The 25,124-nt window shown below is 69.6% G+C and carries 28 protein-coding genes, 1 tRNA gene and 1 other RNA gene; 22 read left to right on the top strand and 8 right to left on the bottom strand.

All coding sequences use genetic code 11. The features are described from left to right. Positions 1–118 precede the first annotated feature (118 nt). Genes moaC through ACTJIL_RS07795 form a run of 3 tightly spaced genes read left to right on the top strand, consistent with a single transcriptional unit; the run spans position 119 to position 1,277 of the window. A complete protein-coding gene (gene moaC, locus ACTJIL_RS07805; protein WP_440754968.1) occupies positions 119–613 on the top strand; it encodes a cyclic pyranopterin monophosphate synthase MoaC in 495 nt (164 codons plus the stop codon). Continuing rightward, positions 613–855: a MoaD/ThiS family protein gene (locus tag ACTJIL_RS07800; protein WP_440754967.1), complete on the top strand. Its 243-nt coding sequence runs from the start codon at positions 613–615 to the stop codon at positions 853–855. The genes moaC and ACTJIL_RS07800 overlap by 1 nt, the downstream gene beginning before the upstream one ends. Beyond that, positions 852–1,277 carry a molybdenum cofactor biosynthesis protein MoaE gene (locus ACTJIL_RS07795; protein WP_440754966.1) on the top strand — a complete coding sequence of 142 codons (426 nt, stop codon included), beginning with the start codon at positions 852–854 and terminating at the stop codon, positions 1,275–1,277. The genes ACTJIL_RS07800 and ACTJIL_RS07795 overlap by 4 nt, the downstream gene beginning before the upstream one ends. 436 nt (positions 1,278–1,713) lie before the next feature. Here ACTJIL_RS07795 and ffs read toward each other — a convergent pair. After that, positions 1,714–1,810: signal recognition particle sRNA small type (gene ffs, locus ACTJIL_RS07790), an RNA gene on the bottom strand. Between the two features lie 241 nt (positions 1,811–2,051). Further along, positions 2,052–2,144: transfer RNA gene (locus tag ACTJIL_RS07785), tRNA-Ser, on the bottom strand. Positions 2,145–2,306: 162 nt separating this feature from the next. On the opposite strand from ACTJIL_RS07785, the gene dnaX reads away from it, so the two are divergent. The 5 genes from dnaX (at position 2,307) to ACTJIL_RS07760 (ending at position 5,844) form a co-directional block, all read left to right on the top strand. Then, positions 2,307–4,076 (top strand): DNA polymerase III subunit gamma/tau, encoded by a 1,770-nt coding sequence (gene dnaX / locus ACTJIL_RS07780; protein ID WP_440754965.1) that lies wholly within the window; start codon positions 2,307–2,309, stop codon positions 4,074–4,076. A gap of 10 nt (positions 4,077–4,086) precedes the next feature. Beyond that, entirely contained in the window at positions 4,087–4,407 is a 321-nt protein-coding gene (locus ACTJIL_RS07775; RefSeq protein WP_440754964.1) for a YbaB/EbfC family nucleoid-associated protein, read from the top strand. A gap of 51 nt (positions 4,408–4,458) precedes the next feature. Then, a complete protein-coding gene (locus ACTJIL_RS07770; protein WP_440754963.1) occupies positions 4,459–4,767 on the top strand; it encodes a hypothetical protein in 309 nt (102 codons plus the stop codon). A gap of 43 nt (positions 4,768–4,810) precedes the next feature. Beyond that, positions 4,811–5,407 (top strand): recombination mediator RecR, encoded by a 597-nt coding sequence (gene recR / locus ACTJIL_RS07765; protein ID WP_440754962.1) that lies wholly within the window; start codon positions 4,811–4,813, stop codon positions 5,405–5,407. A gap of 89 nt (positions 5,408–5,496) precedes the next feature. Further along, on the top strand, positions 5,497–5,844 hold the full coding sequence (locus ACTJIL_RS07760; protein ID WP_440754961.1) for a histidine triad nucleotide-binding protein: 348 nt from the start codon (positions 5,497–5,499) through the stop codon (positions 5,842–5,844). Between the two features lie 123 nt (positions 5,845–5,967). Here ACTJIL_RS07760 and ACTJIL_RS07755 read toward each other — a convergent pair whose 3' ends face one another. From ACTJIL_RS07755 to ACTJIL_RS07740, 4 genes are read right to left on the bottom strand one after another with little or no spacing between them, the layout of a single operon-like run. Further along, positions 5,968–6,456 carry a Slp family lipoprotein gene (locus ACTJIL_RS07755; RefSeq protein WP_440754960.1) on the bottom strand — a complete coding sequence of 163 codons (489 nt, stop codon included), beginning with the start codon at positions 6,454–6,456 and terminating at the stop codon, positions 5,968–5,970. A gap of 56 nt (positions 6,457–6,512) precedes the next feature. Next, positions 6,513–8,441: a transglutaminase TgpA family protein gene (locus ACTJIL_RS07750; protein WP_440755876.1), complete on the bottom strand. Its 1,929-nt coding sequence runs from the start codon at positions 8,439–8,441 to the stop codon at positions 6,513–6,515. Between the two features lie 43 nt (positions 8,442–8,484). Beyond that, entirely contained in the window at positions 8,485–9,471 is a 987-nt protein-coding gene (locus ACTJIL_RS07745; protein ID WP_440754959.1) for a DUF58 domain-containing protein, read from the bottom strand. A 13-nt stretch (positions 9,472–9,484) separates the two neighbouring features. Further along, positions 9,485–10,438, bottom strand: a complete 954-nt coding sequence (locus tag ACTJIL_RS07740) for an AAA family ATPase (RefSeq protein WP_440754958.1) — start codon at positions 10,436–10,438, stop codon at positions 9,485–9,487. 80 nt (positions 10,439–10,518) lie between these two features. On the opposite strand from ACTJIL_RS07740, the gene ACTJIL_RS07735 reads away from it, so the two are divergent. Next, positions 10,519–12,333, top strand: coding sequence for an ArnT family glycosyltransferase (locus tag ACTJIL_RS07735; protein ID WP_440754957.1), 1,815 nt, complete (start codon positions 10,519–10,521; stop codon positions 12,331–12,333). Between the two features lie 198 nt (positions 12,334–12,531). Here the strand turns inward: ACTJIL_RS07735 and ACTJIL_RS07730 are convergent, their stop codons facing one another. Then, a complete protein-coding gene (locus tag ACTJIL_RS07730; protein WP_440754956.1) occupies positions 12,532–13,104 on the bottom strand; it encodes a Maf family protein in 573 nt (190 codons plus the stop codon). Next, entirely contained in the window at positions 13,104–13,466 is a 363-nt protein-coding gene (locus ACTJIL_RS07725) for a hypothetical protein (RefSeq protein WP_440754955.1), read from the bottom strand. Before ACTJIL_RS07725 ends, ACTJIL_RS07730 begins: the two co-directional genes overlap by 1 nt. 138 nt (positions 13,467–13,604) lie before the next feature. Between ACTJIL_RS07725 and ACTJIL_RS07720 the strand changes: the two genes are divergently transcribed. The 13 genes from ACTJIL_RS07720 (at position 13,605) to ACTJIL_RS07660 (ending at position 25,037) form a co-directional block, all read left to right on the top strand. Next, positions 13,605–14,123, top strand: coding sequence for a YceD family protein (locus ACTJIL_RS07720; RefSeq protein WP_440754954.1), 519 nt, complete (start codon positions 13,605–13,607; stop codon positions 14,121–14,123). Between the two features lie 138 nt (positions 14,124–14,261). Continuing rightward, entirely contained in the window at positions 14,262–14,456 is a 195-nt protein-coding gene (gene rpmF, locus ACTJIL_RS07715) for a 50S ribosomal protein L32 (protein ID WP_027081359.1), read from the top strand. A gap of 123 nt (positions 14,457–14,579) precedes the next feature. Then, positions 14,580–15,575, top strand: coding sequence for a beta-ketoacyl-ACP synthase III (locus tag ACTJIL_RS07710; protein WP_440754953.1), 996 nt, complete (start codon positions 14,580–14,582; stop codon positions 15,573–15,575). Positions 15,576–15,757: 182 nt separating this feature from the next. Continuing rightward, a complete protein-coding gene (gene fabD / locus ACTJIL_RS07705; RefSeq protein WP_440754952.1) occupies positions 15,758–16,702 on the top strand; it encodes an ACP S-malonyltransferase in 945 nt (314 codons plus the stop codon). A 104-nt stretch (positions 16,703–16,806) separates the two neighbouring features. Further along, entirely contained in the window at positions 16,807–17,550 is a 744-nt protein-coding gene (gene fabG / locus ACTJIL_RS07700) for a 3-oxoacyl-ACP reductase FabG (RefSeq protein ID WP_440754951.1), read from the top strand. Between the two features lie 146 nt (positions 17,551–17,696). Further along, the gene (gene acpP, locus ACTJIL_RS07695; RefSeq protein WP_027081355.1) at positions 17,697–17,936 is read left to right on the top strand and encodes an acyl carrier protein; all 240 of its coding nucleotides are present in this window, start codon (positions 17,697–17,699) and stop codon (positions 17,934–17,936) included. 180 nt (positions 17,937–18,116) lie between these two features. Continuing rightward, positions 18,117–19,352, top strand: a complete 1,236-nt coding sequence (fabF, locus tag ACTJIL_RS07690; RefSeq protein WP_440754950.1) for a beta-ketoacyl-ACP synthase II — start codon at positions 18,117–18,119, stop codon at positions 19,350–19,352. A gap of 262 nt (positions 19,353–19,614) precedes the next feature. Continuing rightward, complete coding sequence (locus ACTJIL_RS07685; RefSeq protein WP_440754949.1) at positions 19,615–20,979, top strand: aminodeoxychorismate synthase component I; 1,365 nt, start codon at positions 19,615–19,617, stop codon at positions 20,977–20,979. A gap of 128 nt (positions 20,980–21,107) precedes the next feature. Further along, positions 21,108–22,163, top strand: coding sequence for an endolytic transglycosylase MltG (mltG, locus tag ACTJIL_RS07680; protein ID WP_440754948.1), 1,056 nt, complete (start codon positions 21,108–21,110; stop codon positions 22,161–22,163). Continuing rightward, positions 22,160–22,819: a dTMP kinase gene (tmk, locus tag ACTJIL_RS07675; RefSeq protein WP_440754947.1), complete on the top strand. Its 660-nt coding sequence runs from the start codon at positions 22,160–22,162 to the stop codon at positions 22,817–22,819. The genes mltG and tmk overlap by 4 nt, the downstream gene beginning before the upstream one ends. Further along, complete coding sequence (locus tag ACTJIL_RS07670) at positions 22,816–23,760, top strand: DNA polymerase III subunit delta' (RefSeq protein ID WP_440754946.1); 945 nt, start codon at positions 22,816–22,818, stop codon at positions 23,758–23,760. Before tmk ends, ACTJIL_RS07670 begins: the two co-directional genes overlap by 4 nt. A gap of 163 nt (positions 23,761–23,923) precedes the next feature. Further along, positions 23,924–24,283 (top strand): PilZ domain-containing protein, encoded by a 360-nt coding sequence (locus ACTJIL_RS07665; RefSeq protein ID WP_440754945.1) that lies wholly within the window; start codon positions 23,924–23,926, stop codon positions 24,281–24,283. A 70-nt stretch (positions 24,284–24,353) separates the two neighbouring features. Beyond that, entirely contained in the window at positions 24,354–25,037 is a 684-nt protein-coding gene (locus ACTJIL_RS07660) for a 2OG-Fe(II) oxygenase (protein ID WP_440754944.1), read from the top strand. Positions 25,038–25,124 lie beyond the last annotated feature (87 nt).

Raw genomic sequence — 25,124 nt, 5'->3', positions numbered from 1 at the left:
TGGTTTTTGCGAGCCATTGCACCGGGGAACGCTCGCGGCTGAAGCCGCTCCCACAAGAACGTGGGCGACCCGGACAACGACTTACAATCGCCATGACCGATCTTCGCCTTCCGCCACCATGACACCGAAGCCCACCCGCAAACTCAGCCACCTTGATGCCAGCGGCCGCCCGGCGATGGTCGACGTCTCGGACAAGGCCGTCACCGCGCGCGAGGCCGTCGCCGAATGCCGGGTGAAGTTCCCGCCTGCCGTCGCCGCGCAGTTGCGCGCGAGCGGGCTGCGGAGCGCCAAGGGCGGCATTGTCGAGACCGCGGTGATCGCCGGCACCATGGCAGTCAAGCGGACACACGAGCTGATTCCCTTCTGCCACCCGCTGCCGATCGACGGCGTGCGCATCGGCATCGACTGGCATGGCGAACGCGAACTGCGCATCGAGTGCGCGGTGAAGACCACCCACCGCACCGGCGTCGAAATGGAAGCGCTGACCGGCGCGACGGTCGCCGCGTTGACCGTCTACGACATGTGCAAGGCGCTGTCGCACGCGATCGTGCTTGGGCCGGCGAGGCTGCTGGGCAAGCGCGGTGGCCGGCACGATTTCGGGAGGACAGGCTGATGACGCGGGTCACCGTGCTGTACTTCGCCAGCCTGCGCGACGCGGCGGGCGTGGCCGACGAAACGGTCGATTCCGCCGCCGCCAGCCTGCGCGCGCTTTACGGCGAACTGCGCGAACGCCACGGGTTCGCATTGCCGGCCGAGCGGTTGCGCGTGGCGGTGGGAGGCGCATTCGCCGCATGGGACGACGCGCTGTCGGAGGGCAGCGAGGTCGCCTTCATCCCGCCGGTGAGTGGCGGATGAGTACCGGCATGCCGCGCTTTTCGCTGTCACCGGAAGCATTCGAGATCGCACCGTTGCGTGACGCCCTGGGCGATGCCCGGGCCGGCGCATTCGCGGCGTTCGAAGGCCGCGTGCGCAACCACAATGACGGCCGATCGGTGGACGGCCTGCATTACGAAGCCTACGTGGCACTGGCCGAAACCGAAGGCGAACGCGTGTTGGACGAGGCGATCGAGCGGTTCGACATCCTCGATGCGCGCTGCGTGCATCGCACCGGCGACCTCGCGATCGGCGACCTTGCCGTCTGGGTCGGCGTCACCGCCGCCCACCGCGACGCCGCATTCGCCGCCTGTCGCTACGTCATCGACGAGGTCAAGGCGCGAGTCCCGATCTGGAAGCGCGAGCGCTACGCCGAAGGCGACGAGGACTGGCGGCATCCGTAGGTCGGGGCTACGCCTCCGACGCCAACGTCGCCTCCCACTGCCGCGATCATGGGATGCATGGCCGCCTGGGTGTCTTCGACGCAAATCTTGGAATTTCAATGCGGAACATTGAAATGGCGATGACCCTGCCGGCTGACCTCGGCACCTGCGTCGATCGATACCGTTGCTGCCGCGCCGGACGAATGTGTCAGGTGCGATGCGGATAAATGCCGTCGCCACGGCTTGCGAAAATGAACAGCCGCCTGTCCGCGCAGGAGTTCCAGAGAAGAAAAGGCGATGGCCCCGCCGGCTGACCTCGGCACCCGCGTCGATCGATACCGTTGCTGCCGCGCCGGACGAATGTGTCCGGTGCGATGCAGATGAATGCCGTCGCCACGGCTTGCGAAAATGAACAGCCGCCTGTCGGCGCAGGAGTTTCAGAGAAGAAAAGGCGATGACCCTGCCGGCTGACCTCGGCACCCGCGTCGATCGATACCGTTGCTGCCTTCCGGCCCTGGCGGGGTTTTCGACCTAGCGTCGCGAGGGGCCGACAGGGCCACCATAGAGACTGCGCGCGGTGGAACGGCGCGAAGCGAGCGCGGGATTCTACCAGTATCGCGAGCGTCGATGTCCGGCCGGGGGATGCACTCGGCACATCCATGTGCCTCGCCCTTCGGGCGGCCGCACCGTGCAAATCGGCAATCCTGCCGATTTGTCGAACCCGTTGGGGCTCGCACCAAGTCCCCTCTCTCCGCCACATACGCAAAACGCCCCTTGCGGGGCGCTTCACGTATGTGGCGGAGAGAGGGGGATTCGAACCCCCGAAGCGCGGTTTAGACGCTTACACACTTTCCAGGCGTGCTCCTTCAACCGCTCGGACACCTCTCCGCTGGAACCTGAAGACGGCATTCCGGCCACGCTCAGGGGCGCAGATTCTAGCCTTGACCGGCGGGTATCACAACAAAGGCCCGTAGCCACATATCCGGGCGCGCTGCGGCGCGTTCGACATCAGGGTAGGCAAGGTTCGCCGGGGCGCGGCAGAATGGCGCCATGTCCTACCTCGTCCTCGCCCGCAAGTGGCGCCCCAAGCGTTTCGCCGAACTGGTCGGGCAGGAACACGTCGTCCGCGCGCTGTCCAATGCGCTCGATTCGGGCCGCGTCCACCACGCCTACCTGTTCACCGGCACCCGCGGGGTCGGCAAGACCACGATCGCGCGGATCTTCGCCAAGAGCCTGAACTGCGAGCGCGGCACCGGCGCCGACCCCTGCGGCGAATGCGAGACGTGCCTTGCGATCGATGCCGGCCGCTACATCGACCTGCTGGAGATCGACGCCGCCTCCAACACGGGCGTCGACAACGTCCGCGAGCTGATCGAGAACGCGCAGTACATGCCCTCGCGCGGCCGCTACAAGGTTTACCTGATCGACGAAGTGCACATGCTGTCGAAGGCGGCGTTCAACGCGCTGCTCAAGACGCTCGAGGAGCCGCCGGAGCACGTCAAGTTCCTGTTCGCCACCACCGACCCGGAAAAGCTGCTGGTGACCGTGCTGTCGCGCTGCCTGCAGTTCAACCTCAAGCGCCTGGACGAGGCGCAGATCGGGGGCCAGATCACGAAGATCCTGGAGGCCGAAGGCATCGCCGCCGAGCCGGGCGCTGTGCACCAGCTCGCCAAGGCCGCCGACGGCAGCCTGCGCGACGGGCTGTCGCTGCTCGACCAGGCAATCGCCTACACCGGCGCCAATGCCGACAGCGCGCTGACCGATGCCGCACTGGCGACCATGCTCGGCACCGTCGACCGTACTCGCGTTGGCGCGCTGCTCGGTGCGCTGGCCGCCGGCGACGGCAAGGCGCTGCTGGATGAAGTGGCGACGCTGGCCGAGTTCTCGCCGGACTGGGCGGGCGTGCTCGACGCGCTGGCCGAGGCGCTGCACCGGGTGCAGGTGAAGCAGCTGGTGCCGGAGAACGACGTCGAAGCCGGCGGGGTGGACGTGGAAGCGCTGGCATCGGGCCTGCGGCCGGAAGTGGTGCAGCTGTGGTACCAGATGGCGCTGGGCGGCCGCCGCGACCTGCACCTGGCGCCCAGCGCGCGTGCGGGCTTCGAGATGTGCCTGCTGCGGATGCTGGCGTTCCGGCCGGCCGAGGGCGGAACGGTATCGGCAAGCGCGCCGGCCACGATGCAGCGCGGCACGGGGCCTGCTGGAGCCCGCGCGGCCCTGGAGGGGGGCGCGCCGCCGAGGTCGCCACGCGCGCCGGAACCGATGGCCGCGCCGTCGAAGCCGCAGCGTGCGTCGGAGCAGGAAGTCGCATCGCCGGTGGCCATGCCATCGGCTGCCGTTGCCCCGGAACCGCCACGGCCCGCTCCGCAAGCCACGCCGGAACCGGAAGCGCCGTCGCGCCCCGACGCGCCGGCCAGCCCCATCGCAGCGATCGACCTCGATGCCGCATCCTGGCCCGATTTCGTCGCCGCGCTCGACCTGCGCGGCCCGGTGAAGGAACTCGCCGCCAGCGCCGGCTTCATTGCCTGGTCCGACGGCGTGCTGCGGCTGTCGCTGCCACCGGCCGACGACCACCTCAAGGCGCCGTTCCTGGTGTCGCAGCTGGCCTCTGCGCTGGCGGTGCCGTTCGGGACCCAGCCGCAGCTCCGCTTCGACGCCGCGCAGGCCGCCGCGGAGACCCTGCATGCGCGCAACGAACGCCAGCGCGACGAGCGCCAGGCCTCGGCCGAAAGCGCCTTCCTGGCCGACCCGCAGGTGCAGCGGCTGATGTCGCAGCACGGCGCCAAGCTGGTGCCCGATTCGATCCGCCCCTACGACGAATAGAGAGAACGACATGCGTGGAAACATCGCCCAGCTGATGCAGCAGGCGCAGAAGATGCAGGAGAACATGCAGCGCGTGCAGGAAGAGCTCGCCAACCTCGAAGTCACCGGCAACGCCGGCGGCGGGATGGTGTCGGTGACGCTCAGCGGCCGCATGGAGTGCCGCAAGGTGCGCATCGATCCGGCAGCGCTGTCGGACCCGGAAATGGCCGAGGACCTGATCGCCGCCGCCTTCAACGATGCGGTCAACAAGGCCAATGCCGCCTCGCAGGAAAAAATGGGCGCGGCCACTGCCGGCGTGCCGCTGCCGCCGGGCATGAAGCTGCCGTTCTGAAGATGGCGCGGACGCCCCTGCGCATGGCCTGCGAACGCCGGGCCCGCTGACGTGTTCCGGCCACGCTACGGCTATGCGGGCGCGGGGCTGGCGAAGCTGCTCGGCTTCCTGTGTCCGATGCTGCTGGTGCTGTTGTTGCTGCTGCGCGCATTCCTGCCGTTGCCCGAACCGATCCGCTGGCTCTGGGCCGCGACCGCGATCCTTGCCGCGCTGTCGGGCGCCGTGGCGCTGATCCTGCTGGTGATCGGGCCGTGGCAGAATCGCCTCGCCGGGTTCGTGCTGGGCATCGTGGTCGGCGCGCTGCTGCTGGTGCGCGAACCCGCCTACGCCTGGGCTGCGCAGTTCTCGCGCATGCTCTGACCGCGCTGCCGTACCGCGCGGCGACCAACCCGACCGGATCCCGATGACCGCCCCGCTGCTCGAACAACTGATCGAAGCCTTCCGCATCCTGCCCGGCGTCGGCCAGAAGACCGCGCAGCGCATGGCCTACCACGTGCTCGAACGCGAACGCGACGGCGGACGGCGGCTGGCCGAGGTGCTGGCATCGTCGATCGAGCGCATCGGCCATTGCGTGCGCTGCCGTGATTTCAGCGAAACCGAAACCTGCGCCACCTGCGCCAGCGCTTCGCGCGATGCGCAGCAGCTGTGTGCGGTGGAGTCGCCCGCGGACCGCCTGGTGATCGAACAGGCGACCGGCTATCGCGGCCTGTACTTCGTGCTGCAGGGGCGGCTGAGCCCGCTCGACGGTATCGGCCCGCGCGAGCTCGGCCTCGAGCAGCTGGCGTCGCGACTGGCGACCGGTGAGGTGCAGGAGCTGATCATCGCCACCAATCCGACCGTCGAAGGCGAGGCCACCGCGCATTATCTTGCCCAGCTCGCGCGCAACCACGGCGTGCGTCCCAGCCGCCTGGCCCACGGCGTGCCGCTGGGCGGGGAGCTGGAATATGTCGATCGCGGAACGCTGTCGCATGCGTTCGGGTCGCGCAGCGAGATGCCGTAAGGGCCGGGAATCCGAATCGGGGATTCGGGATTCGCAAGAGCGGCGGTACCATCGAATCCCGAATCCCCGATTCCGCTCCCCGGCTTTCAATGGACACCATCTTCCACAAGATCATCCGCCGCGAGATCCCGGCCGACATCGTCTACGAGGACGACGACCTGATCGCGTTCCGCGACATCGCGCCGCAGGCGCCGGTGCACGTGCTGTTCGTGCCGAAGACCGACGTGGCCACGCTCAACGAGTTGCAGGTCAGCCAGGCCGAGGTCGTCGGACGTCTTGCCTTCGCCGCCGCACGGTACGCGAAAGAGCAGGGCTTCGCCGAGGACGGCTACCGCATCGTGATGAACTGCAACGACCACGGGGGGCAGACCGTGTTCCAGATCCACCTGCACCTTTTGGCTGGCGCGCCGCTCGGCCGTTTCGGCACCACGGCGTAAAGCAGCCATTGCGGAAACGCTGGTGTAGGAGCGGCTCAGCCGCGAGCCTTTCGCATCTGCGCACGCGAAAAAAAAACTCGCGGCTGAAGCCGCTCCTGCGAGATCACGCAGGTCGCGGATGGCTCACCACCAGCCCCACCACGGCCACGGGGCCGGGCGCGTTACCACGTTCACGCGTTCGCGGATCGGCCACAGGTAGACCACGTCAGCGGCGACATGCGGGAAGCGGTAGTCGTAGCCGCCGATGCGGCGGTTCTCGTAGCCGTCGATGCGGCCGGTGAAGCTGACCTCGCGGTTCTTCTCGAAGATCGCCGGATCGTAGAAGCCGTCGCGGCAGGCGATGAACCGGCCGCCGGTGTCGTCCTCGGCCCAGTAGGGGCGGCCGCTGGCGGTCAGGCGGGTGGAGATCATTTCGAAGCAGGTGCGGTTTTCCTTCGGTTCGACCTGCACGATGCGCCCGCCCCAGCGCACCACGGCGCCGGTGCTCTCCTGCGTGGCGGCGTCGCGCGGCGTGATCGGGTTGAACTCACCCTGCAGCGGCTTGGGCTGGGTGGCGCAGGCGGCGAGCACGGCGCTTGCGATGCAGGCCACGGCGAACAGTCGGACGTTCATGCGGTTCTCTCCGGTAACGTTTGATCGAATTCGGATGTGATCGAATCCGGCGCGGATCAGGGACGATGCCGGCGCAGTGCGCGGACCAGTTCGTCCAGCTCGCGCCGCCCCTGGGTACGCCCGTCATGGTGAGCGTAACGCCATTGGGCGAAACGCGCGCTGAGCGATTCCAGCTCCGCCGCGCGGGGGCGGGTGGCGATGACGCGCGCGGCCCAGTCGCCGGCCGGTTCGTGCGGCGCGCGGCCGAGGCCCAGCCGGGCATAGCGTGCGCTGAGCCGGTGCCAGGCGCGCAGCAGTCGGTCGCGTTCGCGTTCGGCGCGGGCGGTGAGCCACAGCATCCAGCCGATTGCCAACACCGCCGCGGCGGCGAACAGGGCGATCAGGCCGCGCTGGTCGAGGCGGTCGATGCCCAGCGGCTGCAGCAACCGCTGCTGGCGCGCGGCGTCGAAGCCGAGCACGAAATCGTTCCAGCCGCGGCGCAGCCAGTCGCCCATGTCCCGCATCGGCGCGAGGCGACTGCCGAAGTCGCCGGCGGCAAGGTCGTCGAGGGTGTCGTAGATGCGTTCGGGTGCGACCGCGGCGGTCGGATCCACGCGCACCCAGCCGCGGCCCTCCAGCCAGACTTCCGCCCAGGCATGCGCGTCGGAACGACGCACCAGCCAGTAGTCGCCGTAGCGGTTGTGGTAGCCGCCGACGTAACCGGTGACCACGCGCGCCGGGATCCCGGCCGCGCGCATCAGCACCACGAACGCCGAACTGAAGTGCTCGCAGAACCCGGCCTGCTGCTCGAACAGGAACTCGTCGACCGAATGGCGGCCGAGCAGCGGCGTGGTCAGGGTGTAGGCGAAGTCGGCACGGATCCACGACAGCGCGCGTTCGACGATCGCGACATCGTTCGCGCCGGCCTCGCGCCGCCACTGCCGGGCCAGCGCCAGCGTGCGCGGGTTGTAGCCGTCGGGCAGGCGCAGCGCCATGTTGCGCAACAGCGGCCGCAGCTGCGCCTCGAATGCGACCGGCGCGGCCGAGCGCATGCGCCAGCGGGTCAGCGTATCGAGCGGGCGCGGTGCATGGAGGCTGTAGTCGACGCTGAGCCGGGTGCCGTCCGGCGCCTGCGTGGGCAGTTCGAGCGCGACCATCTGCCGCCGGTCGGTGGGCTCCAGCGCCATCTCGTAATCCCAACTGCGCGCGGCATGCGTCACCGGCGCCGGCGGCAGGCCCCGAAGCCACTGCGCGCTGGTCCAGGTGCGGCCGTCGAAATTCCACAGCACCGGGCCGCGCCAGTACATCTGCGACGGTGCTGGCGCGGGGCCGAAGAACGTCGCCCGCAGCGCCGGGCTGTCGTCGCCCATGAAGTCGATCCATTCGCCCGGCGACATGTGGTCCGACAGGCCGGGGCGCGCGAGTACGCGTTCCGGCACGCCCCACAAGGGCGTCGCGATGCGCGGAAACAGCCAGAACGCCGCCAGCGCCAGCGGCACTCCGATCGCGATCAGCCGCCACACGCCCAGCAGCCGGCGCCATGGCGGCAGCGTGCGCGCGGCATCGCCCGATTCCAGGTCGGCCAGGCGCAGCAGCGCGGCCAGCGCCAGCGTTGCGCCGAGCAGCGCGAGCACCAGCGACAGGGGCCCCTGGTCGAGCAGGAAGGTGGAAAACGGCGCGAACAGGGCGAAGCCCAGCAGGCTGCGGGCATCGCGCACGCTGGACAGCTCGACCGGCTTGATCGCCAGCATGGCCGCGAGCAGTGCACAGCCCGTGTCGCGGCCCAAGGCGAAGCGCGAGCTGGCCAGCACATAGCCGAGCAGCGCCATCGCCAGCACCAGCCGCAGCCACGCGGGCAGGCGCCGACGCCAGGTTGTCGCCGCGATGGCGATGCCGATTGCCGCGATGGCGATGGCCATGGAGGCGGGCAGTTGCAGCAGCAGCGGCATCAGGCAGGTGGCTGCGGCCGCGAGTGTCCACAGGCGGCTCTGTGGATCGAGCGCCATCGAACGCGCCGGCTTGGCCTTCGCCGTCGGGGCGGGGCCGGATTCAGCGCGTACCGACATCGCCGCCTCCTGCTTCGGGCAGCAGTGCCAGCGCGCGCAGGCAGGCATGGCGATGGTCGGCGCCGCGCGCCGGACCCAGCGCTGGCTGCCCGGGCAGTTGCAGCCGCCAGCGGCGGCCTTCGCGCTCGGCCTCGTCGACCCAGCGCGCCAGGCGGTGGATGCGGTCTTCCCAGGCCAGCGCATGCAGCGCGTGCCAGTCGAGCACGAGGTCGGCGCCGAGCGGTTGTTCGTACTCGCGTACCAGCAGCGCGCCGTGGCGGGCGGAGGGCTTCCACGCGATCGCACGGCGGGCGTCGCCGCGGCGATACGCGCGCAGGTGGTGGACGTCGTCGCCGGCCGGATGCAAGCGCGCCTGTGCGCTGTCGCCGCCGCCTTCGGGCAGGGGCGGGCCGTGGACTTCGGGTGCGGGATAGACCAGCAGTGGTGCTTCCGGCCACACCCAGGCCCAGGCGCGGGCGAGGCCGAGCGGGCGGGTGGTCGAGATGCGCAGGCGTCCGGGATCGAGCCAGCCGCGGCGCGTGGTCGGGATCTCCAGCGTCGTGCTGCCGGCACCGTTGTCCAGCGTGAGGACGCCGGCCGTGCCCAGGCATTCGACGCGCAGCCCGCGACGCGAGCGGCCGGGCTGCGCTCGCGCGTGCACGCCCAGTTGCAGCGGCTTGCCGGCCGCGACCGGCTCGGCGTCGATCGCAATGACTTGCAGGCCGCTCAACTGCAGGTGAGCGGCGAACAGGCTGGTGTTGGCCGCGCCCGCGAGCAGCAACGCCAGCAGCAGCGCCGGGTTGTTGTTGTAGTTGAGCGCGCCCACCAGCATCGCCAGCAACAGCAGCAGGAAGAACCAGCCGAACGCGGTCGGCAGGATGTAGACGCGGTGGCGATCGAGCGCGACCGGCAGCGGTTCGGGATGCCGCGGCCGCGCCAGCGATTCGATGCGTCGGCGCCAGCCCGGTTTCGACGCCGCGGTCGTGCCCATGGTGTACGGGCTCCTAGTCGACCCGGACGCCGTGCAGGATCGCCTTCGCCAGCGCGTACCCGTCGCCGGCGTCGGCATCGGCGACGAGGCGGTGCGCGGCGACCGCCGGGAACAGCGCCTGCACGTCTTCCGGCAGCACGTGCGTGCGCCCCAGCAGCAGCGCATAAGCGCGCGCTGCGCGCAGCAGGGCGATGCCGGCCCGCGGCGATAGCCCGACCCGCACCCCGGGATGGTGGCGGCTGCGCGCCAGCAGCGATTGCACGTAGGTGACCAATGCTTCGCTGGCATGAACCTGGGCGACGGCGTCGCGCAGCGCCTGCACGTCGTCGGCGCCGAGCACCGGGAGGGTCTGCGCGATCAGGTCGCGGCGGTCAGTGCCGGCGAGCAGGGCGCGTTCGGCGCCTTCGTCCGGATAGCCCAGGGTGAGCCGCAGCAGGAAGCGGTCGAGCTGCGAGTCGGGCAGCGGGTAGGTGCCGGCGAGGTCGACCGGGTTCTGGGTGGCGATCACGAAGAACGGGTCGGGCAACGCATGGGTGGTGCCGTCGACGGTGACCTGGTGTTCGGCCATCGCCTCGAGCAGCGCGCTTTGCGTGCGCGGCGGCGCGCGGTTGATCTCGTCGGCCAGCAAAACGTGCGCGAATACCGGGCCGGGATGGAATTCGAAGCGCTGCGCCTGGGCATCGAACACCGACACGCCGACGATGTCCGACGGCAGCAGGTCGGAGGTGAATTGCACGCGTTGGAAGCCGAGTCCCAGCGTGGCGGCCATGGCGTGCGCCAGCGTGGTCTTGCCCAGGCCGGGCAGGTCCTCGATCAGCAGGTGTCCGCCCGAGAGCAACGCGACGAAGGCCAGCCGCACCTCGTGCGGCTTTCCGAGCACCAGCGTGTTGACCTGCGCCTGCGCGCGCTTCACTGCATCGCGAAGGCCGTCGGTTAGCATGTGCCGCTGTGCGGGGATTGCGGTCATGCGTCGTCGCTCCCTGTGGAAGAAACCGAGTGTAGCGAGGTCGTGACGTGATGCGGGAGCGGATCGAGGAGCGGATGGACATGCGCGTGCTCTTCATCGCGCTTTGGGCAGGGGTCTCGCTGCTCAAGGTGGCGATGGCCGCGCGCTTGCCGCTGTTCGTCGACGAAGCCTTCTACTGGCAGGAAAGCCGGCACCTGTCATGGGCGTATTCGGACCTGCCGGGACTTACCGCCTGGCTGATCCGGCTCGGCGATTTCGTGTTCGGCGAAGGCAGGCTCGCGCTGCGCGCGCCGTTCCTGCTGATCGCCGCGGCGCTGCCCTGGCTGGTGGTGCGGATCACCGCGCGCGAGTTCGACCAGCGCCACGCCTGGCTCGCAGGCATCGCCGCGGTGTTGCTGCCGTTGGCCGGTTCGCTCGGATTGCTGGCGTTGCCCGACGTGCCGATGGCGCTGGCGACGCTGCTGTGCATCGACGCCGGCGCGCGCCTGCTGCGCAACGTCAGCGATGGCGCCGCGCTGCTGCTCGGCGCGGGCCTTGCGATCGGCGCGCTCAGCCATTACCGCTTCATCGCCGTGATCGGCGTCGGTTTCCTGGTGCTGCTGTCGATGCCGGCCGGTCGTCGCGCGCTGGCCGACCCGCGGGTCTGGATCGCGATCGCCTTCGGCGCCGCCGCGTGGACGCCGCTCATGGCGTGGAACATGGAGAACGCCGAGGCCGGCCTGCGCTTCCAGCTGGTCGATCGCCACCCATGGGCGTTCCATGCCGATGGCCTGCTGTTCCTCGCCATCCAGGGCCTGCTGGTGACGCCGCCGCTGTTCGTTGCGCTGATGTCGGCTGCCTGCCGCCGTGGATGGACGACCGACAGCCAGCGCTATCTCGCCTGGCTCGGCGGGCTGGTGGTGTTGGGCTTTTTCGTGCTCGGATTTTTCGCCGACACCCGGCGCGTGAGCTTCCACTGGCCGCTGCCGGGGTATCTCGCGCTGCTGCCGCTGCTGCCCGTCGTGCTCGCCGCATGGGCGCCGTGGCTGCGACGCCTGACCTGGGCGATCGCCGCCTGCGGCCTGGTCGTCGTGCTGGGCTACTACGCCGCCGTGTCGATGCCTTCGCTGCGCGAGCAGTCGGCGGCATTGAAATGGTATCCATCGAATTTCGCCGGCTGGGATACGCTCGCCGCCGAGGTGCGCGAACGACGTGCGCGGATGCCGGAGGGTACGCAGATCGTTGCCGGCAACTTCAAGATCGGCGCCGAACTGGGCTTCGCGCTGGGCGAGCCGGACATTCCGGTGCTCGAACACCCGCTCAACCGCGAACACGGCCGCGCACCGCAGCTGCGGCTGTGGGGCCTGCAGCGCGAGCACCCGTTCGAACGGCCAACGCTGCTGGTCGCCGGCGCCAGCGACGTGGAATACAAGCACCTGCTGCAGCGCTACCACGTGTTGTGCGCGCAGCTCGGGCCGCTGCCGAAGCCGCACGCGCTGAACATCGACCACGGCGCCCAGCGCTACGTGCTGTTCGAGTTCGACGGCAAGCCGGCGAAAGCCGGCGCACCGTGCACGACGCCGGCGATGGCCTGGATCGATGCGCCGGTGTCGGGTGCGCAGGTGGGCCGGACATTCGATGTGGCCGGCTGGGCGTTCAAGGACGGCATTGGCCTGTCCGCGGTCGAGATTCTTCTCGACGGCAAGATGGTGGCAAAGGCCGAATACGGCCTGGTGAATCCCGGCGCCGCCGCGTACTGGAAGATCTCCACCGACCCGCAGCATCCGAAGGTCGGGTTCCGCGCCCGCGTCGATGCCGGCAAATTCGCGCCCGGCCGCCACTGGCTGGGCCTGCGCCTGCACGGCCGCGACGGCAGCGTCGAGGAGTGGAGCGAGCAGCCCGTCACGATCCCGTAAGGCCTGCCCCGGATTGATCCGGGCGCGGGGCATGGCTTCCGGCTTCCGGGCAACCGCATGGCAGCGACGCGACAACGGTAGGAGCGGCGGAAGCCGCGAGCTTTTCGAAGGCGGGCGGGCAACATCAAAAGCTCGCGGCTTCCGCCGCGCCTGCAGACCCCCGATCTTGCCGCCCCGTCGCGCTTTGCGCATCCAGCGCTACGGCAATGCGAATCCCGCCTCGCGCAGCAGGCCCGCGGTTGCGATCAGCGGCAGCCCGATCAACGCAGTCGGATCCCGTGATTCGATGGCCGCAAACAGGGCGATGCCAAGCCCCTCGGACTTGAAGCTGCCGGCGCAGTCGAAGGGCTGTTCGTTGTCGACATAGCGGGCGATCTCGTCGCGCGCCAGCATCCGGAAGCGCACCGTGGTGGTATCGAGCGCGGCGAGTTGCCGGCCTTCCGGCCCCACCAGCGCGACCGCGGTGCGGAAGGCGACCGTGCGGCCCGACATCGCGGCAAGCTGGGCCATGGCCCGCTCGCGATCGCCGGGCTTGCCCAGCGGCCTGCCGTCGAGTTCGGCGACCTGGTCGGAGCCGATCACCCAGTCGCCCGGCCTGCCGCCGGCGACCGCCATCGCTTTGGCCAGCGCCAGGCGGGCGACCAGGGCCGTCGGGGACTCGCCGGGAAGCGGCGTTTCGTCGACCTCCGGGCGCTGCGTGTCGAACGACAGCCGCAGGCGCGCGAGCAGTTCGCGGCGGTACGGGGAGGTCGAGGCCAGGATCAGCGGCATCAGGGCAGGGGCGCGCGGGCCCGTTCGATCTGGACGAGCTGCTGGTCGATGCGCCGGCGCGCGGCCTCGATCGAGTCGCGGACCGAGTACAGCTGGCCCAGCGAGGCGTCGCCGCCGTGTTGCTGCAGCCACAGGCGCTGGCGCAGCATCTCTGCCATGGCCTCACGCACGGGATTGCCGTCGCTGCCGGCGATCGCCTCGATCTCGGTCCGCGCGTCCCGCAGCCGGGCTTCCAGGCCGTCGGCCGCGTCCAGCAGCTGCCCCAGCGCGCGCTGGCGCTCGCCGCCCCGGCGGCGGCGCAACAACAGGACCAGGGCGAGGGCCGCGGCGAGGGCGGCCAGCAGCACGAGGATCGGGGTCAAGGAGGCGGGCATCCGGGCGGGCGAGGCCGCAGTCTGCCCGGGGCGGTCGCGACCGGCAAATTCCCCGCCGCTTCGGGCGCCGGCCGGCATCGGCGCCGTTTGACACCCGGGAGGGCGATCCTTAACATTCTCCGGCTTATGTCCACAGATGTCCCCGAGAGCCTGGACGCTTGGCGCATGGTCGCGGCCCGGCGCGGTTTCACGGGGCGCCTGCCGTTGTCGTCGATGCCGCGCCTGCGAGATGCGTTGCTCGATTGCGAAGGCGAGGTGGCGTTCGCGTTGCAGTTCGACCGCGATGCGCTGCAGGTGCCGTACGTGGAACTGCGGATCGATGCCGCGCTGCCGCTGCAATGCCAGCGCACGCTGCAACGCTTCGAGTTCCCGGTGGCGATCGTGCAGCGGCTCGGCCTGATCGCCGCCGGAAGCGACGATGAAGTCGAGGAGGCCGCGCTGCCGGAGGGTTACGAGGCACTGCAGGTTCCCGAGGACGGGATGCTGCGGCCGGCGGAGCTGGTCGAGGACGAGTTGATCCTCGCCATCCCGGTGGTGCCGGTGAAGCCGGGCTCCGAGGCGGTCGAACGCGACTGGCCGGTGCAGGCGGACGAGGAACTGCGCGCCAACCCGTTCGCGGCGCTGAAGGACCTGAAGAAACACTAGCGGCAATCGAACCAGAGGCACCCGCAACACCCACGCAATATCGTTGAACCTGCCAGGGCGCGCCCGTGAGATTCCTGGCAGGACAAACCCGTAGTTGAACAAGTTCGTAGTCAGACAAATCCGTTCTGGAGCAATCCCATGGCTGTGCAGAAGTCCCGCGTTTCCCCCGCCCGTCGTGGCCAGCGTCGTTCGCACGATTCGCTGACCGCCAAGCAGTTGTCGACCGACCCGACCTCGGGCGAGACCCACCTGCGCCACCACGTCACCGCCGACGGCTACTACCGCGGCAAGCAGGTGATCGTGCCGAAGGCACAGGTCGTCGAGGAAGACTGATCCCCGCCCCGTCGCAGGCGGCGGGGTACGGTCGAGTTTTGCAGCATTGCCCCGCAGTGGTCCCGGCGTGCTGATCGTCCGCCGGCACGTGCCGGCAGGCACCACTTGAGGGCAGCACCCAAGATGAGCGAGCAAGCCTCGAACCAGCGCATTTATTCGCGGATTGCCGGCACCGGCAGCTACCTGCCGGAGAAAGTGCTGACCAACGACGACCTGGCGAAGTTCGTCGATACCAGCGACGAGTGGATCGCGTCGCGCACCGGCATCCGCGAGCGCCACATCGCGGCCGAAGGCGAGACCACCGGCGACCTGGCCTACCACGCCTCGGTGCGTGCGCTGGAGGCCGCCGGCGTCGACGCGTCCGAGCTCGACCTGATCGTGCTGGGCACCACCACGCCCGACCTCATCTTCCCGTCCACCGCCTGCCTGCTGCAGCACCGCCTCGGCGCCAACGGCTGCGCGGCGTTCGACGTCAACGCCGCGTGCTCGGGCTTCGTCTACGCACTGTCGGTGGCCGACAAGTTCATCCGCACCGGCAGCGCGAAGACGGTGCTGGTGGTCGGTTCGGAAACGCTCACCCGCATGGTCGACTGGACCGAGCGCACCACCTGCGTGCTGTTCGGCGACGGCGCCGGCGCGGTGGTGCTCAAGGCCGACGACGAAACCGGCATCCTCAGCACCCACCTGCACGCCGACGGCGGCAAGAAGGAACTGTTGTGGAACCCAGTCGGCGTTTCGGTCGGCTTCAATGAAAACGAGAAGAATGCAGGCGTGCGCATCCGCATGGCCGGCAGCGAAGTCTTCAAGTACGCGGTGAAGGCGCTGGACGCCATCGTCGACGAGACGCTGGAGGCCAACGGCCTGGATCGCCACGCGCTCGACTGGCTGATCCCGCACCAGGCCAACCTGCGCATCATCGAGGCGACGGCCAAGCGCCTGGACATGCCGATGGACCGCGTCATCGTCACCGTCGACCGGCACGGCAACACCTCGTCGGGCTCGGTACCGCTGGCGCTCGACGAGGCGATCCGCTCCGGCAGGGTGCAGCGCGGCCAACTGCTGCTGCTGGAAGCCTTCGGTGGCGGCTTCACCTGGGGCTCGGCGCTGCTGCGCTACTGACAGCCGGGATCCGGGATGCGGGGGATTCGCAAGAACCGATCCCCGGGACAAGGGCCGCGAGCGATCGCGGCCTTTTGCTTTTTCGACACCCCAATCCGGCTCCCCGTCAATACGCCCGAGTACAGACATCGGCGCCGGTTCGCCCGTATCATCGCGGCTCGCTTTTTCCGCAGGACCGGCGCTTGACCGCTTCCACGCTCGCATTCGTGTTTCCCGGCCAGGGCTCGCAGTCGCTGTCGATGCTGGCCGAGCTCTCGGAGCTGCACCCGCTGGTGCGCGAAACCTTCGCCGAAGCCTCCGACGGCGCCGGCGTCGACCTGTGGGCGCTGTCGCAGCAGGGCCCGGAGGAACAGCTCAATCGCACCGAGTACACGCAGCCGGCCTTGCTTGCCGCCGGTGTCGCGGTATGGCGCCTGTGGCAGCAGCAGGGCGGGGCCACGCCGGTTGCGCTGGCCGGCCACAGCCTTGGCGAGTACACCGCGCTGGTCGCGGCCGGGATGCTGTCGCTGCGCGATGCCGCGCACCTGGTGCGCATCCGCGGCCAGCTGATGCAGGAAGCCGCGCCTGCCGGCAGCGGCGCGATGGCCGCGGTGATCGGCGCCGACGACGAACTCGTGCGCAGCGCCTGCAACGAGGCGTCGGGCAGCGAGGTCGTGGTGCCTGCCAATTACAACTCGCCGGGCCAGGTCGTCATCGGCGGCCATGCGGCCGCGGTCGACCGCGCGCTGGCGCTGCTGGCGGAAAAGGGCGTTCGCAAGACCGTGAAACTGGCCGTCAGCGTGCCCTCGCATACGCCGCTGATGCGCGAGGCGGCCAATCGCCTGTCCGAGACCATGGCCGGGCTGTCGTGGCGCGAACCGCAGTTGCCGATCGTGCAGAACGTCGACGCCGAGGTGCACGAGGGCCAGCAGTCGATCCGCGACGCGCTGGTGCGGCAGCTGTACTTGCCGGTGCAGTGGACCGGCGTGGTGCAGGCGCTCGCCGCCATGGGCGTCACGCGCCTGGCCGAATGCGGCCCCGGCAAGGTGCTCACCGGACTGGCCAGGCGCATCGACAAGTCGCTCGACGCGCGTACGCTGGGTACCCTAGGCGACTTCGAGGCCGCCATCGCCGACTGGAAGGCCTGATCCCGGGCCCTGCATCGGTGCCGACGCGGCGCCGGGTACTCCTTTCACATCCGCATCGGTCCGCGCATGCCCGCGGCAAGCAAGGCAATTCGAGGAATCCCTTCATGGACAAGACACTGACCGGCGAAATCGCACTTGTGACCGGTGCCAGCCGCGGCATTGGCGCGGCGATCGCCGACGAACTCGCGGCGCGCGGTGCGACCGTCATCGGTACCGCGACCAGCGACGCCGGCGCGACTGCCATCGGTGAACGCCTCGCGGCTTCGGGCGGGCAGGGCCGCAAGCTCGACGTGAACGAAGCCGGCGCGATCGAGTCCCTGATCGAGGCCGTCGGCAAGGACATTGGCGGCATCTCCATCCTCGTCAACAACGCCGGCATCACCCGCGACAACCTGTTGCTGCGGATGAAGGACGAGGAATGGCAGGCGATCCTCGACACCAACCTGACCAGCGTCTATCGCAGCTGCAAGGCCGCCATGCGCGGCATGATGAAGGCGCGCCACGGCCGCATCATCAACATCGCCTCGGTGGTCGGCGTCACCGGCAACGCCGGCCAGGCCAACTACGCCGCGGCCAAGGCCGGCATCATCGGCTTCAGCAAGTCGATGGCCAAGGAGATCGGTTCGCGCGGCGTCACCGTGAACGTGGTCGCACCCGGCTTCATCGCGACGGACATGACCCGCGACCTGCCCGAAGCCTCGAAGCAGGCGCTGGTGCAGCAGATCGCGCTGGGCCGCCTCGGCGAGCCGGCGGACATCGCCCAGGCAGTGGCCTTCCTCGCCAGCCCGGCGGCGGCCTACATCACCGGCGAAACCCTCCATGTCAACGGCGGCATGTACATGCCGTGACCCGCCAGGGGCGGCCAATCAACCGAATCCACTGCAGGAAATGGGGCGCAAGCCCTTGAACGAAAAGGGAGCGGCGGCGCAGTGTCCATTGCCCGGCTTTCCCTTACACTATCCCTTGTAACAGCCTCCACCGGAGCCAACAGCCAATGAGCAGCATCGAAGAACGCGTCAAGAAAATCGTCGTCGAACAACTGGGTGTCAAGGAAGAAGAAGTCAGCAACAGCGCTTCCTTCGTCGACGATCTCGGTGCCGACTCGCTGGACACCGTCGAACTGGTGATGGCGCTCGAAGAAGAGTTCGAGTGCGAGATCCCCGACGAAGAAGCCGAGAAGATCACTTCGGTGCAGCAGGCGATCGACTACATCAAGGCCCACGTCAAGGCCTGACGTCCTTGGGACCATGCCCGGCGCCTGCGCCGGGCCTGCACGGCGGCAAGGAGCATGCGCTTCCTGCCGCCGTGCCGTGACTGACCGGGGCCGCGAATGCGGCCTCGGGCGTTTTGGGCGCGAACCCGCCGCGACGCGGGACGCGCATCGCAATCGAAGAATCCGCAACCGGAGTCCGCAATGTCCAAGCGTCGCGTCGTCATCACGGGTCTCGGCATCCTGTCGCCGGTCGGCAACGACCTGGCCTCGAGCTGGGACGGCATCACCAGCGGCCGTTCCGGGATCGGCCCGATCACCCACTTCGACGCCTCCGCCTTCGCCACGCGCATCTCCGGCGAGGTGAAGGGCTTCGACCCCACTGCATGGATCGCGCCGAAGGACATCAAGAAGATGGATCCCTTCGTGCACTACGGCGTCGCCGCCTCGCTGATGGCGATCCAGGACGCCGGGCTCGACATCGCCGCCGACCCCGAGAACATCGGCGTGGCGATCGGCGCCGGCATCGGCGGCCTGAAGGGCATCGAGGAAACCACGATCAAGTACCACGAGGGCGGCCCGCGCAAGGTCTCGCCGTTCTACGTGCCCAGCACCATCATCAACATGATCGCAGGGCAGGTGTCGATCATGACCGGCGCCAAGGGCCCGAACATCGCCGCGGTCACCGCCTGCACCACGGCCACCCACAACATCGGCCTGGCGATGCGCATGATCCAGTACGGCGAGGCCGAAGCGATGATCGCCGGCGGCGCCGAGTACGCGACCACGCCGACGTCCGTCGGCGGCTTCTGCGCGATGAAGGCGCTCTCGACCCGCAACGACGATCCGGAGCGTGCATCGCGCCCCTGGGATGAGGGCCGTGACGGCTTCGTCATGGGCGATGGCGCCGGCATCCTGGTGATCGAGGAATACGAACGCGCCAAGGCGCGCGGCGCGCGCATCTACGCCGAGCTCGCCGGCTTCGGCATGAGCGGCGACGCCTTCCACATGACCGCGCCCAGCGAGAACGGCGAGGGCGGCGCGCGCTGCATGCGCAACGCGATCCGCGACGCCGGCATCGATGTTTCCGAGATCGGCTACATCAACGCCCACGGCACCTCGACCCCGGCCGGCGACCTCGCCGAAACCATGGGCATCAAGAGCGTGCTCGGCGACCACGCCTACAAGACCATGGTCAGCTCCACCAAGTCGATGACCGGCCACCTGCTCGGCGCGGCCGGCGGCGTGGAAGCGGTGTTCTCGGCGATGGCGCTGCACACCGGCGTGATCCCGCCGACGATCAACCTCGACAATCCGTCGGAAGGCTGCGACCTGGACTACGTGCCGCATACCGCGCGCGAGAAGCAGGTCGAGATCGCGATGTCGAACTCGTTCGGCTTCGGTGGCACCAACGGCACGCTGGTATTTCGGCGGGTGTGAGGCGCGCGGCGGCCCATCCGGGCACGCCCGGCACCACACCGTTCGTCATCCCCGCGCAGGCCGGCGTCCAGGGCGGTTGCCCTTCCTGAAAGTCGGGGATGTATCCATCGTGGAGGCGTACCGCTCCGCGCACGGCGTCCATGGATGACCAGCCCTTCGGCTGTTGTAAAGCGCCTCCCGCCTGCGCGGGAATGACGGCACGAGAAACCACGTAGCGCGTCGACCCTTCGGTGGGGCGCACGCAAGGCAGGCCGATCCGCTGATGCTCGTCACCCGAACGCTTCCCCCCGACACCGACCTGCTGGCCCTGCACCGGCTCGCGCCGTCGCGCTATCCGCTGCTGCTCGAATCGGCGGCCCCCGGCACCGCACAGGGGCGCTGGGACATGCTGCTCGCGACCGACGGCGATGCGCTGTCGCTGCGCACGGACGGCGTGGTGCGCGATGCCGCCGGTGCGGAAGTCGTGGGCGACTTCCTGTCCGTGCTCGACGGTCAATGGCAGCGCCTGCGGCTGCCGCGCGAGGAGCCACGCTGGCCGTTCCGCGGCGGCTGGGCCCTGTTCCTCGCCTACGAACTGGCCGCGCAGGTCGAGCCGGTGCTGGACCTGCCCGCGGCGCCCGGCACCTTGCCGGTCGCGCTGGCGCTGCGATGCCCCGCCGCCGTGCTGCGCGACCACACCACCGGCGAGTGCGTGCTGGTGGCCGAGGCGGGTCGTGGCGCGATGCTTGATCGCATCGCCGGCGACATCGGGGCGACAAGCGCGATGCCCGCGCTGCCGCCATGGCGGGCTCCGCAAAGTTGCGTCGAAGACCCGCCAGGTGCCTTCACCGACGGCGTTGTCCGCATCCTCGACTACCTCGCCGCCGGCGATGTCTTCCAGGCCAACCTGTCGCGTGGTTGGCAGGTCGAATTGGACGCGCCACTCGAACCCGGACAACTCCATGCGCGCCTGCGCGAAGCCAATCCCGCGCCGTTCGCCGGCCTGTTCGCCGGCGACGGATGGGCCGTGGTCAGCGCTTCGCCCGAACGCCTGGTCTCGGTGCGCGGCGACGTGGTGGAGACGCGCCCGATCGCGGGCACGCGCCCGCGCTTTGCCGGCGACGACGACAGCGCGAGCATCCGCGAACTGGTCGGCCACCCCAAGGAGCGCGCCGAACACGTGATGCTGGTCGACCTGGAGCGCAACGACCTGGGCCGCGTGTGCGTGCCCGGCAGCGTCGAGGTCGACGAACTGATGGCGGTGGAAAGCTACGCCCACGTGCATCACATCGTCAGCAACGTGCGCGGCCGCCTGCGCGACGACGCCACGCCCGGCAGCGTGATCCGCGCGGTGTTCCCCGGCGGCACCATCACTGGTTGCCCGAAGGTACGCTGCATGCAGGTGATCGCCGAGCTCGAAGGCATCGGCCGCGGCGCCTATACCGGCGCACTGGGCTGGTTGAACCGCGACGGCGACCTGGACCTGAACATCCTGATCCGTAGCGCCGAGATCGAGGCTGGCGAATCGGGTGGAAGCCGGCTGCGTTTCCGCACCGGCGCGGGCATCGTTGCCGACTCCGAACCGCAGCGTGAACTCGACGAAACCCGCGACAAGGCGCGCGGGATGCTGCGCGCGCTCGGCCTGTAGGAGCGCCCCATGGGCGCAATCCGTTCTCCGGGCGGGAAAGATCGCGCCCATGGGGCGCTCCTACGGGAAGGCCCGGGACGGTATCCTGACCCCATGCATCCGATCACCGTTTCCACGGGTTTCGCGCCGTGAGCGCCCCCCGCAAGCGCAGGCACGGCCTGCGCGCCTTCTTCGTGCTGTCCGCGCTGCTGGTCGGCGCGTTCGTCTATTGGGCTTACGACCGCTACACCGGTTTCGTCGACACGCCGCTGTCCGGGCTGCAGGCGGGCGACAGCGTCATGGTCGAGCGCGGCGACTCGTTCGCGAAAGTCCTGCAGCGATTGCGTGCCAGCGGCGTCAGCCAGGGCCACGACCTCGAATGGCAGCTGTTGGCGAAGCAGCTCAAGGCGGCGGGCAAGATCCAGGTCGGCGAATACCCGCTGGACCCCGGCACAACGCCGCACGCGCTGCTGGTCCGGATGCGCGATGGCAAGGTGCTGTCGTACCGGTTCACCATCGTCGAGGGCTGGAGCGTCCGCCAGCTGCGCGCGGCCCTGGCGAAGGCGACACCGCTGCGACAGGAGACCGCCGACCTCGACGACGCGGCGCTGATGAAGACGCTCGGCCATCCCGGCCAGCACCCCGAGGGGCGCTTCCTGCCGGAGACCTACGCCTACACCCGCAACGACAGCGACCTCGACCTGCTCAAGCGTGCCCACGCCGCGCTCGACAAGGCGCTCGACGCGGCATGGCAGTCGCGTGTCGCGGACCTGCCGCTGGCGTCGAAGGACGAAGCGCTGGTGCTCGCGTCCATCGTCGAGAAGGAAACCGGTATCGCCAGCGAACGGCCGCAGATCGCCGGCGTGTTCCTGCGCCGCCTCAGGCTCGGCATGCGCCTGCAGACCGATCCCACCGTGATCTACGGCATGGGTAGCAGCTACGCCGGCAACCTGCGCAAGGCGGACCTGCTTACCGACACGCCGTACAACACCTACACCCGCGACGGCCTGCCGCCGACGCCGATCGCCATGGTCGGCGCCGACGCGCTGCGGGCGGTCACCAACCCCGCCGACGGCGACGCGCTGTACTTCGTCGCGGTCGGCGACGGCAGCGGCAAGCACGTGTTCTCGAAGACGCTGGCCGAGCACCAGGCGGCGGTGCGCGAATACATCCGCCGCTACCGCGCGCAGTACGGCCCGAAATGACGGCGCTGCGATCCCATCCACGTTTCGTCTCGCTGGAAGGCGGCGAGGGCGCCGGCAAGACCACCGTGCTGCACGCGCTGCGCGATGCGCTGCAGGGCGAGGGCGCGGAAGTGGTCAACACGCGCGAACCGGGCGGTACGCAGCTGGCGGAAATGATCCGCGATCTACTGCTCGATCCTGCGCATGAACCACCGGCGGCCGAAACAGAGCTGCTGCTGATGTTCGCCGCCCGTGCCCAGAACGTGCGCGAAACGATCCTGCCGGCGCTCGACCGCGGCGCATGGGTGATCAGCGACCGCTTCACCGATTCCAGCTATGCCTACCAGGGCGGCGGGCGCGGGCTGGACGTCGGCTTCATCGCCGAACTTGAACGCCGCGTGGTCGGCTTGCAGCCGGGCCTGACCCTGCTGCTGGACGTGGATGTCGCCCAGGGCCGCGAACGCACTCGCGGCCGCGACCTGGCGCCCGGAGCGAATGGCCCTGACCGGATCGAACGTGAGCGCGACGAGTTCTTCGAGCGCGTGCGCGCCACCTATCGCGCGCGCGCCGCTGCCGAACCACGGCGCTTACGCGTGATCGACGCGTCGCAACCGGCGCTGGCGGTGGCCGCTGACGCGGTCGCGCAACTGCGTGCGTGGCGGGACGGCGCGACATGAGCGCGGCGAATTCCGTCCTCGCGCCCTGGCAGCGTCGCGTCCACGACCATGCGGCCACGGCGCTCGACGCCGGCCGGCTCGGGCATGCGCAGCTGTTCTGCGGCCCGGCGCACCTGGGCAAGCACGCCGTCGCGCTGCAGCTGGCGCGACGCCTGATGTGCACGCAGCCCGTCGCCGGCGGTGCGCCCTGCGGCAAATGCCGCGGCTGCGAGCTGATGGTGGCCGGCACCCACCCCGACTTCATGGACATCTCGTTCGTCCCGACAAAGGATGGTTCGAAGCTGCGCACCGAGATCGTGATCGAACAGATCCGCGCGCTGTCGGAGCAGCTGACCTTGACACCGCAGTTCGGCGGCGCCCAGGTCGCGATCATCGACCCGGCCGACATGATCAACCACGCTGCCAGCAATGCCTTGCTCAAGACGCTTGAGGAGCCGGTGCCGGGGCGCCACCTGTGGCTGGTCGCCGCGCGTCCGGAAAAGCTGTCGGCGACCATCCGCAGCCGCTGCCAGCGGCTCGAATTCCGCCTGCCGCCGCGCGACGAGGCACGGGCCTGGCTGCAGGCGCAGGGGCACCCGCAGAAAGCCGCCGACGAGGCGCTGGATGCCGCGCGCGGCCATCCGGGGCTGGCCGACGCGTGGCTGCACGATGGCGGCATCGCGCTGCGGCGCGAAGTGGCCGCCGACCTTGGCAAGCTCGCGCGCGGCGAACTGGGCGCGGTCGAGGCCGCCCAGCGCTGGACCGCCGGCGACGACGCGGCGATGCGCCTGCGTCACGCGGCCGACCTCGCCCTCGCCGAGGCCGCGAGCTTGACCACGCCTGCGCGAATGCGGAAGCTGGCCGCCTGGTTCGACGCGGCCAACCGCACCCGTGAACTGCTGCAGACCACGGTGCGTGCGGACCTCGCGGTTACCGAGCTGTTGCTCGCATGGCGCGGGTGAGGGGCCGTGCCTGGCCGATGTCCTGTCGGCGTCGGCCGCGGGCCTGAACGCGCGGGCCTGAACGCGCGGGCCTGAACGCCTGGGCATGGATGGCCGGGTCGAACGATCCGCCAGCCGATTGGGCGCACCATGGACGGCATCATTGCAGTAGGGGAGCGAAGGCATGAGTGCAACAGCGGGCGGCGCACGACAGGGCATCCTGTCGCTGGCGGTGAAGGACAAGGCGCAGCTCTACGCGGCCTACATGCCGTACCTGAAACATGGCGGCATCTTCGTGCCCACGCCCAAGCGTTACTTCCTCGGTGACGAGGTCTTCCTGCTGCTGACCCTGCCCGAATCCAGCGAACGCCTGCCTGTGGCCGGCAAGGTGGTCTGGGCCACGCCGACCGGCGCCCAGGGCAACCGCACCGCCGGCGTCGGCGTGCAGTTCGCCGACACGCCCGAAGGCGAGACGGTCAAGGGCCGCATCGAGACCCTGCTCGCCGGCGCGCTGGGCGCGGACAAGCCGACCCACACCATGTGATCCGCAGCGGGTGTCGCGTGCGTCCGGCAAGTTGCCGGACGCGCGGCAACCGGGATGGCGATTTGCGACGATGATCAGCAACGAACTCGAAATCGAACCCTGGCGCACGCGGCTGCTGCAACGCGGCCGCGTGCAGATCCGCGACTTCCTGCAGGCGTCGGCCGCCGAGCGCATCCGCGAATGCCTCGAACGCGAGGTGCCGTGGGAGGTGTCGCAGCGCGCCGACCTGGTACTGGATGGGCCGCCTCCGGCTCCGCGCGAGGACGACGAACTGCTGCGCGCAGCGTATGCGCGGGCGCGCGAAGGCTTCGAATTCGTGTTCGACCGCTACCGCATGGTCGAGGCGATGCGCGACGGCCGGGACCCCGGTCTGCTCCTGCACGTGGTGCTGGACTTCCTCAACAGCCCGCAGTTCATCGCGTTCACGCATGAACTCACCGGCGACACCCGCATCCGCATGGTCAGCGCGATGGCCGCGCGCTACCGGCAGGGCCATTTCCTCAACATGCACAACGACAGCGCGAAGGACGAGGACCGCGCGTTCGCCTACGTCATCAACCTCGGCCGCGGCTGGCAGGCGGACTGGGGCGGGCAACTGCAGTTCTTCGGCGAGGGCGGCGACATCGTCGAGACATTCGTGCCGCACTGGAACTCGCTGAGCCTGTTCCACGTGCCGCAGATGCACCAGGTGGGCCTGGTCACGCCGTGGGCGCGTGACGACCGATACAGCATTGCGGGCTGGTTCCGGCGCTGAGCGCAGATCCGAAAAGCCCGTAGGAGCGGGGGGGGGGGGGGGGGGGGGGGGGGGGGGGGGGGGGGGGGGGGGGGGGGGGGGGGGGGG

The organism is Luteimonas sp. 22616 (assembly GCF_052044325.1).
Taxonomy (GTDB): Bacteria; Pseudomonadota; Gammaproteobacteria; order Xanthomonadales; family Xanthomonadaceae; genus Luteimonas.
Note: the sequence above shows the minus strand (reverse complement) of the source record. Positions and strands in the feature narration are given on the sequence as shown.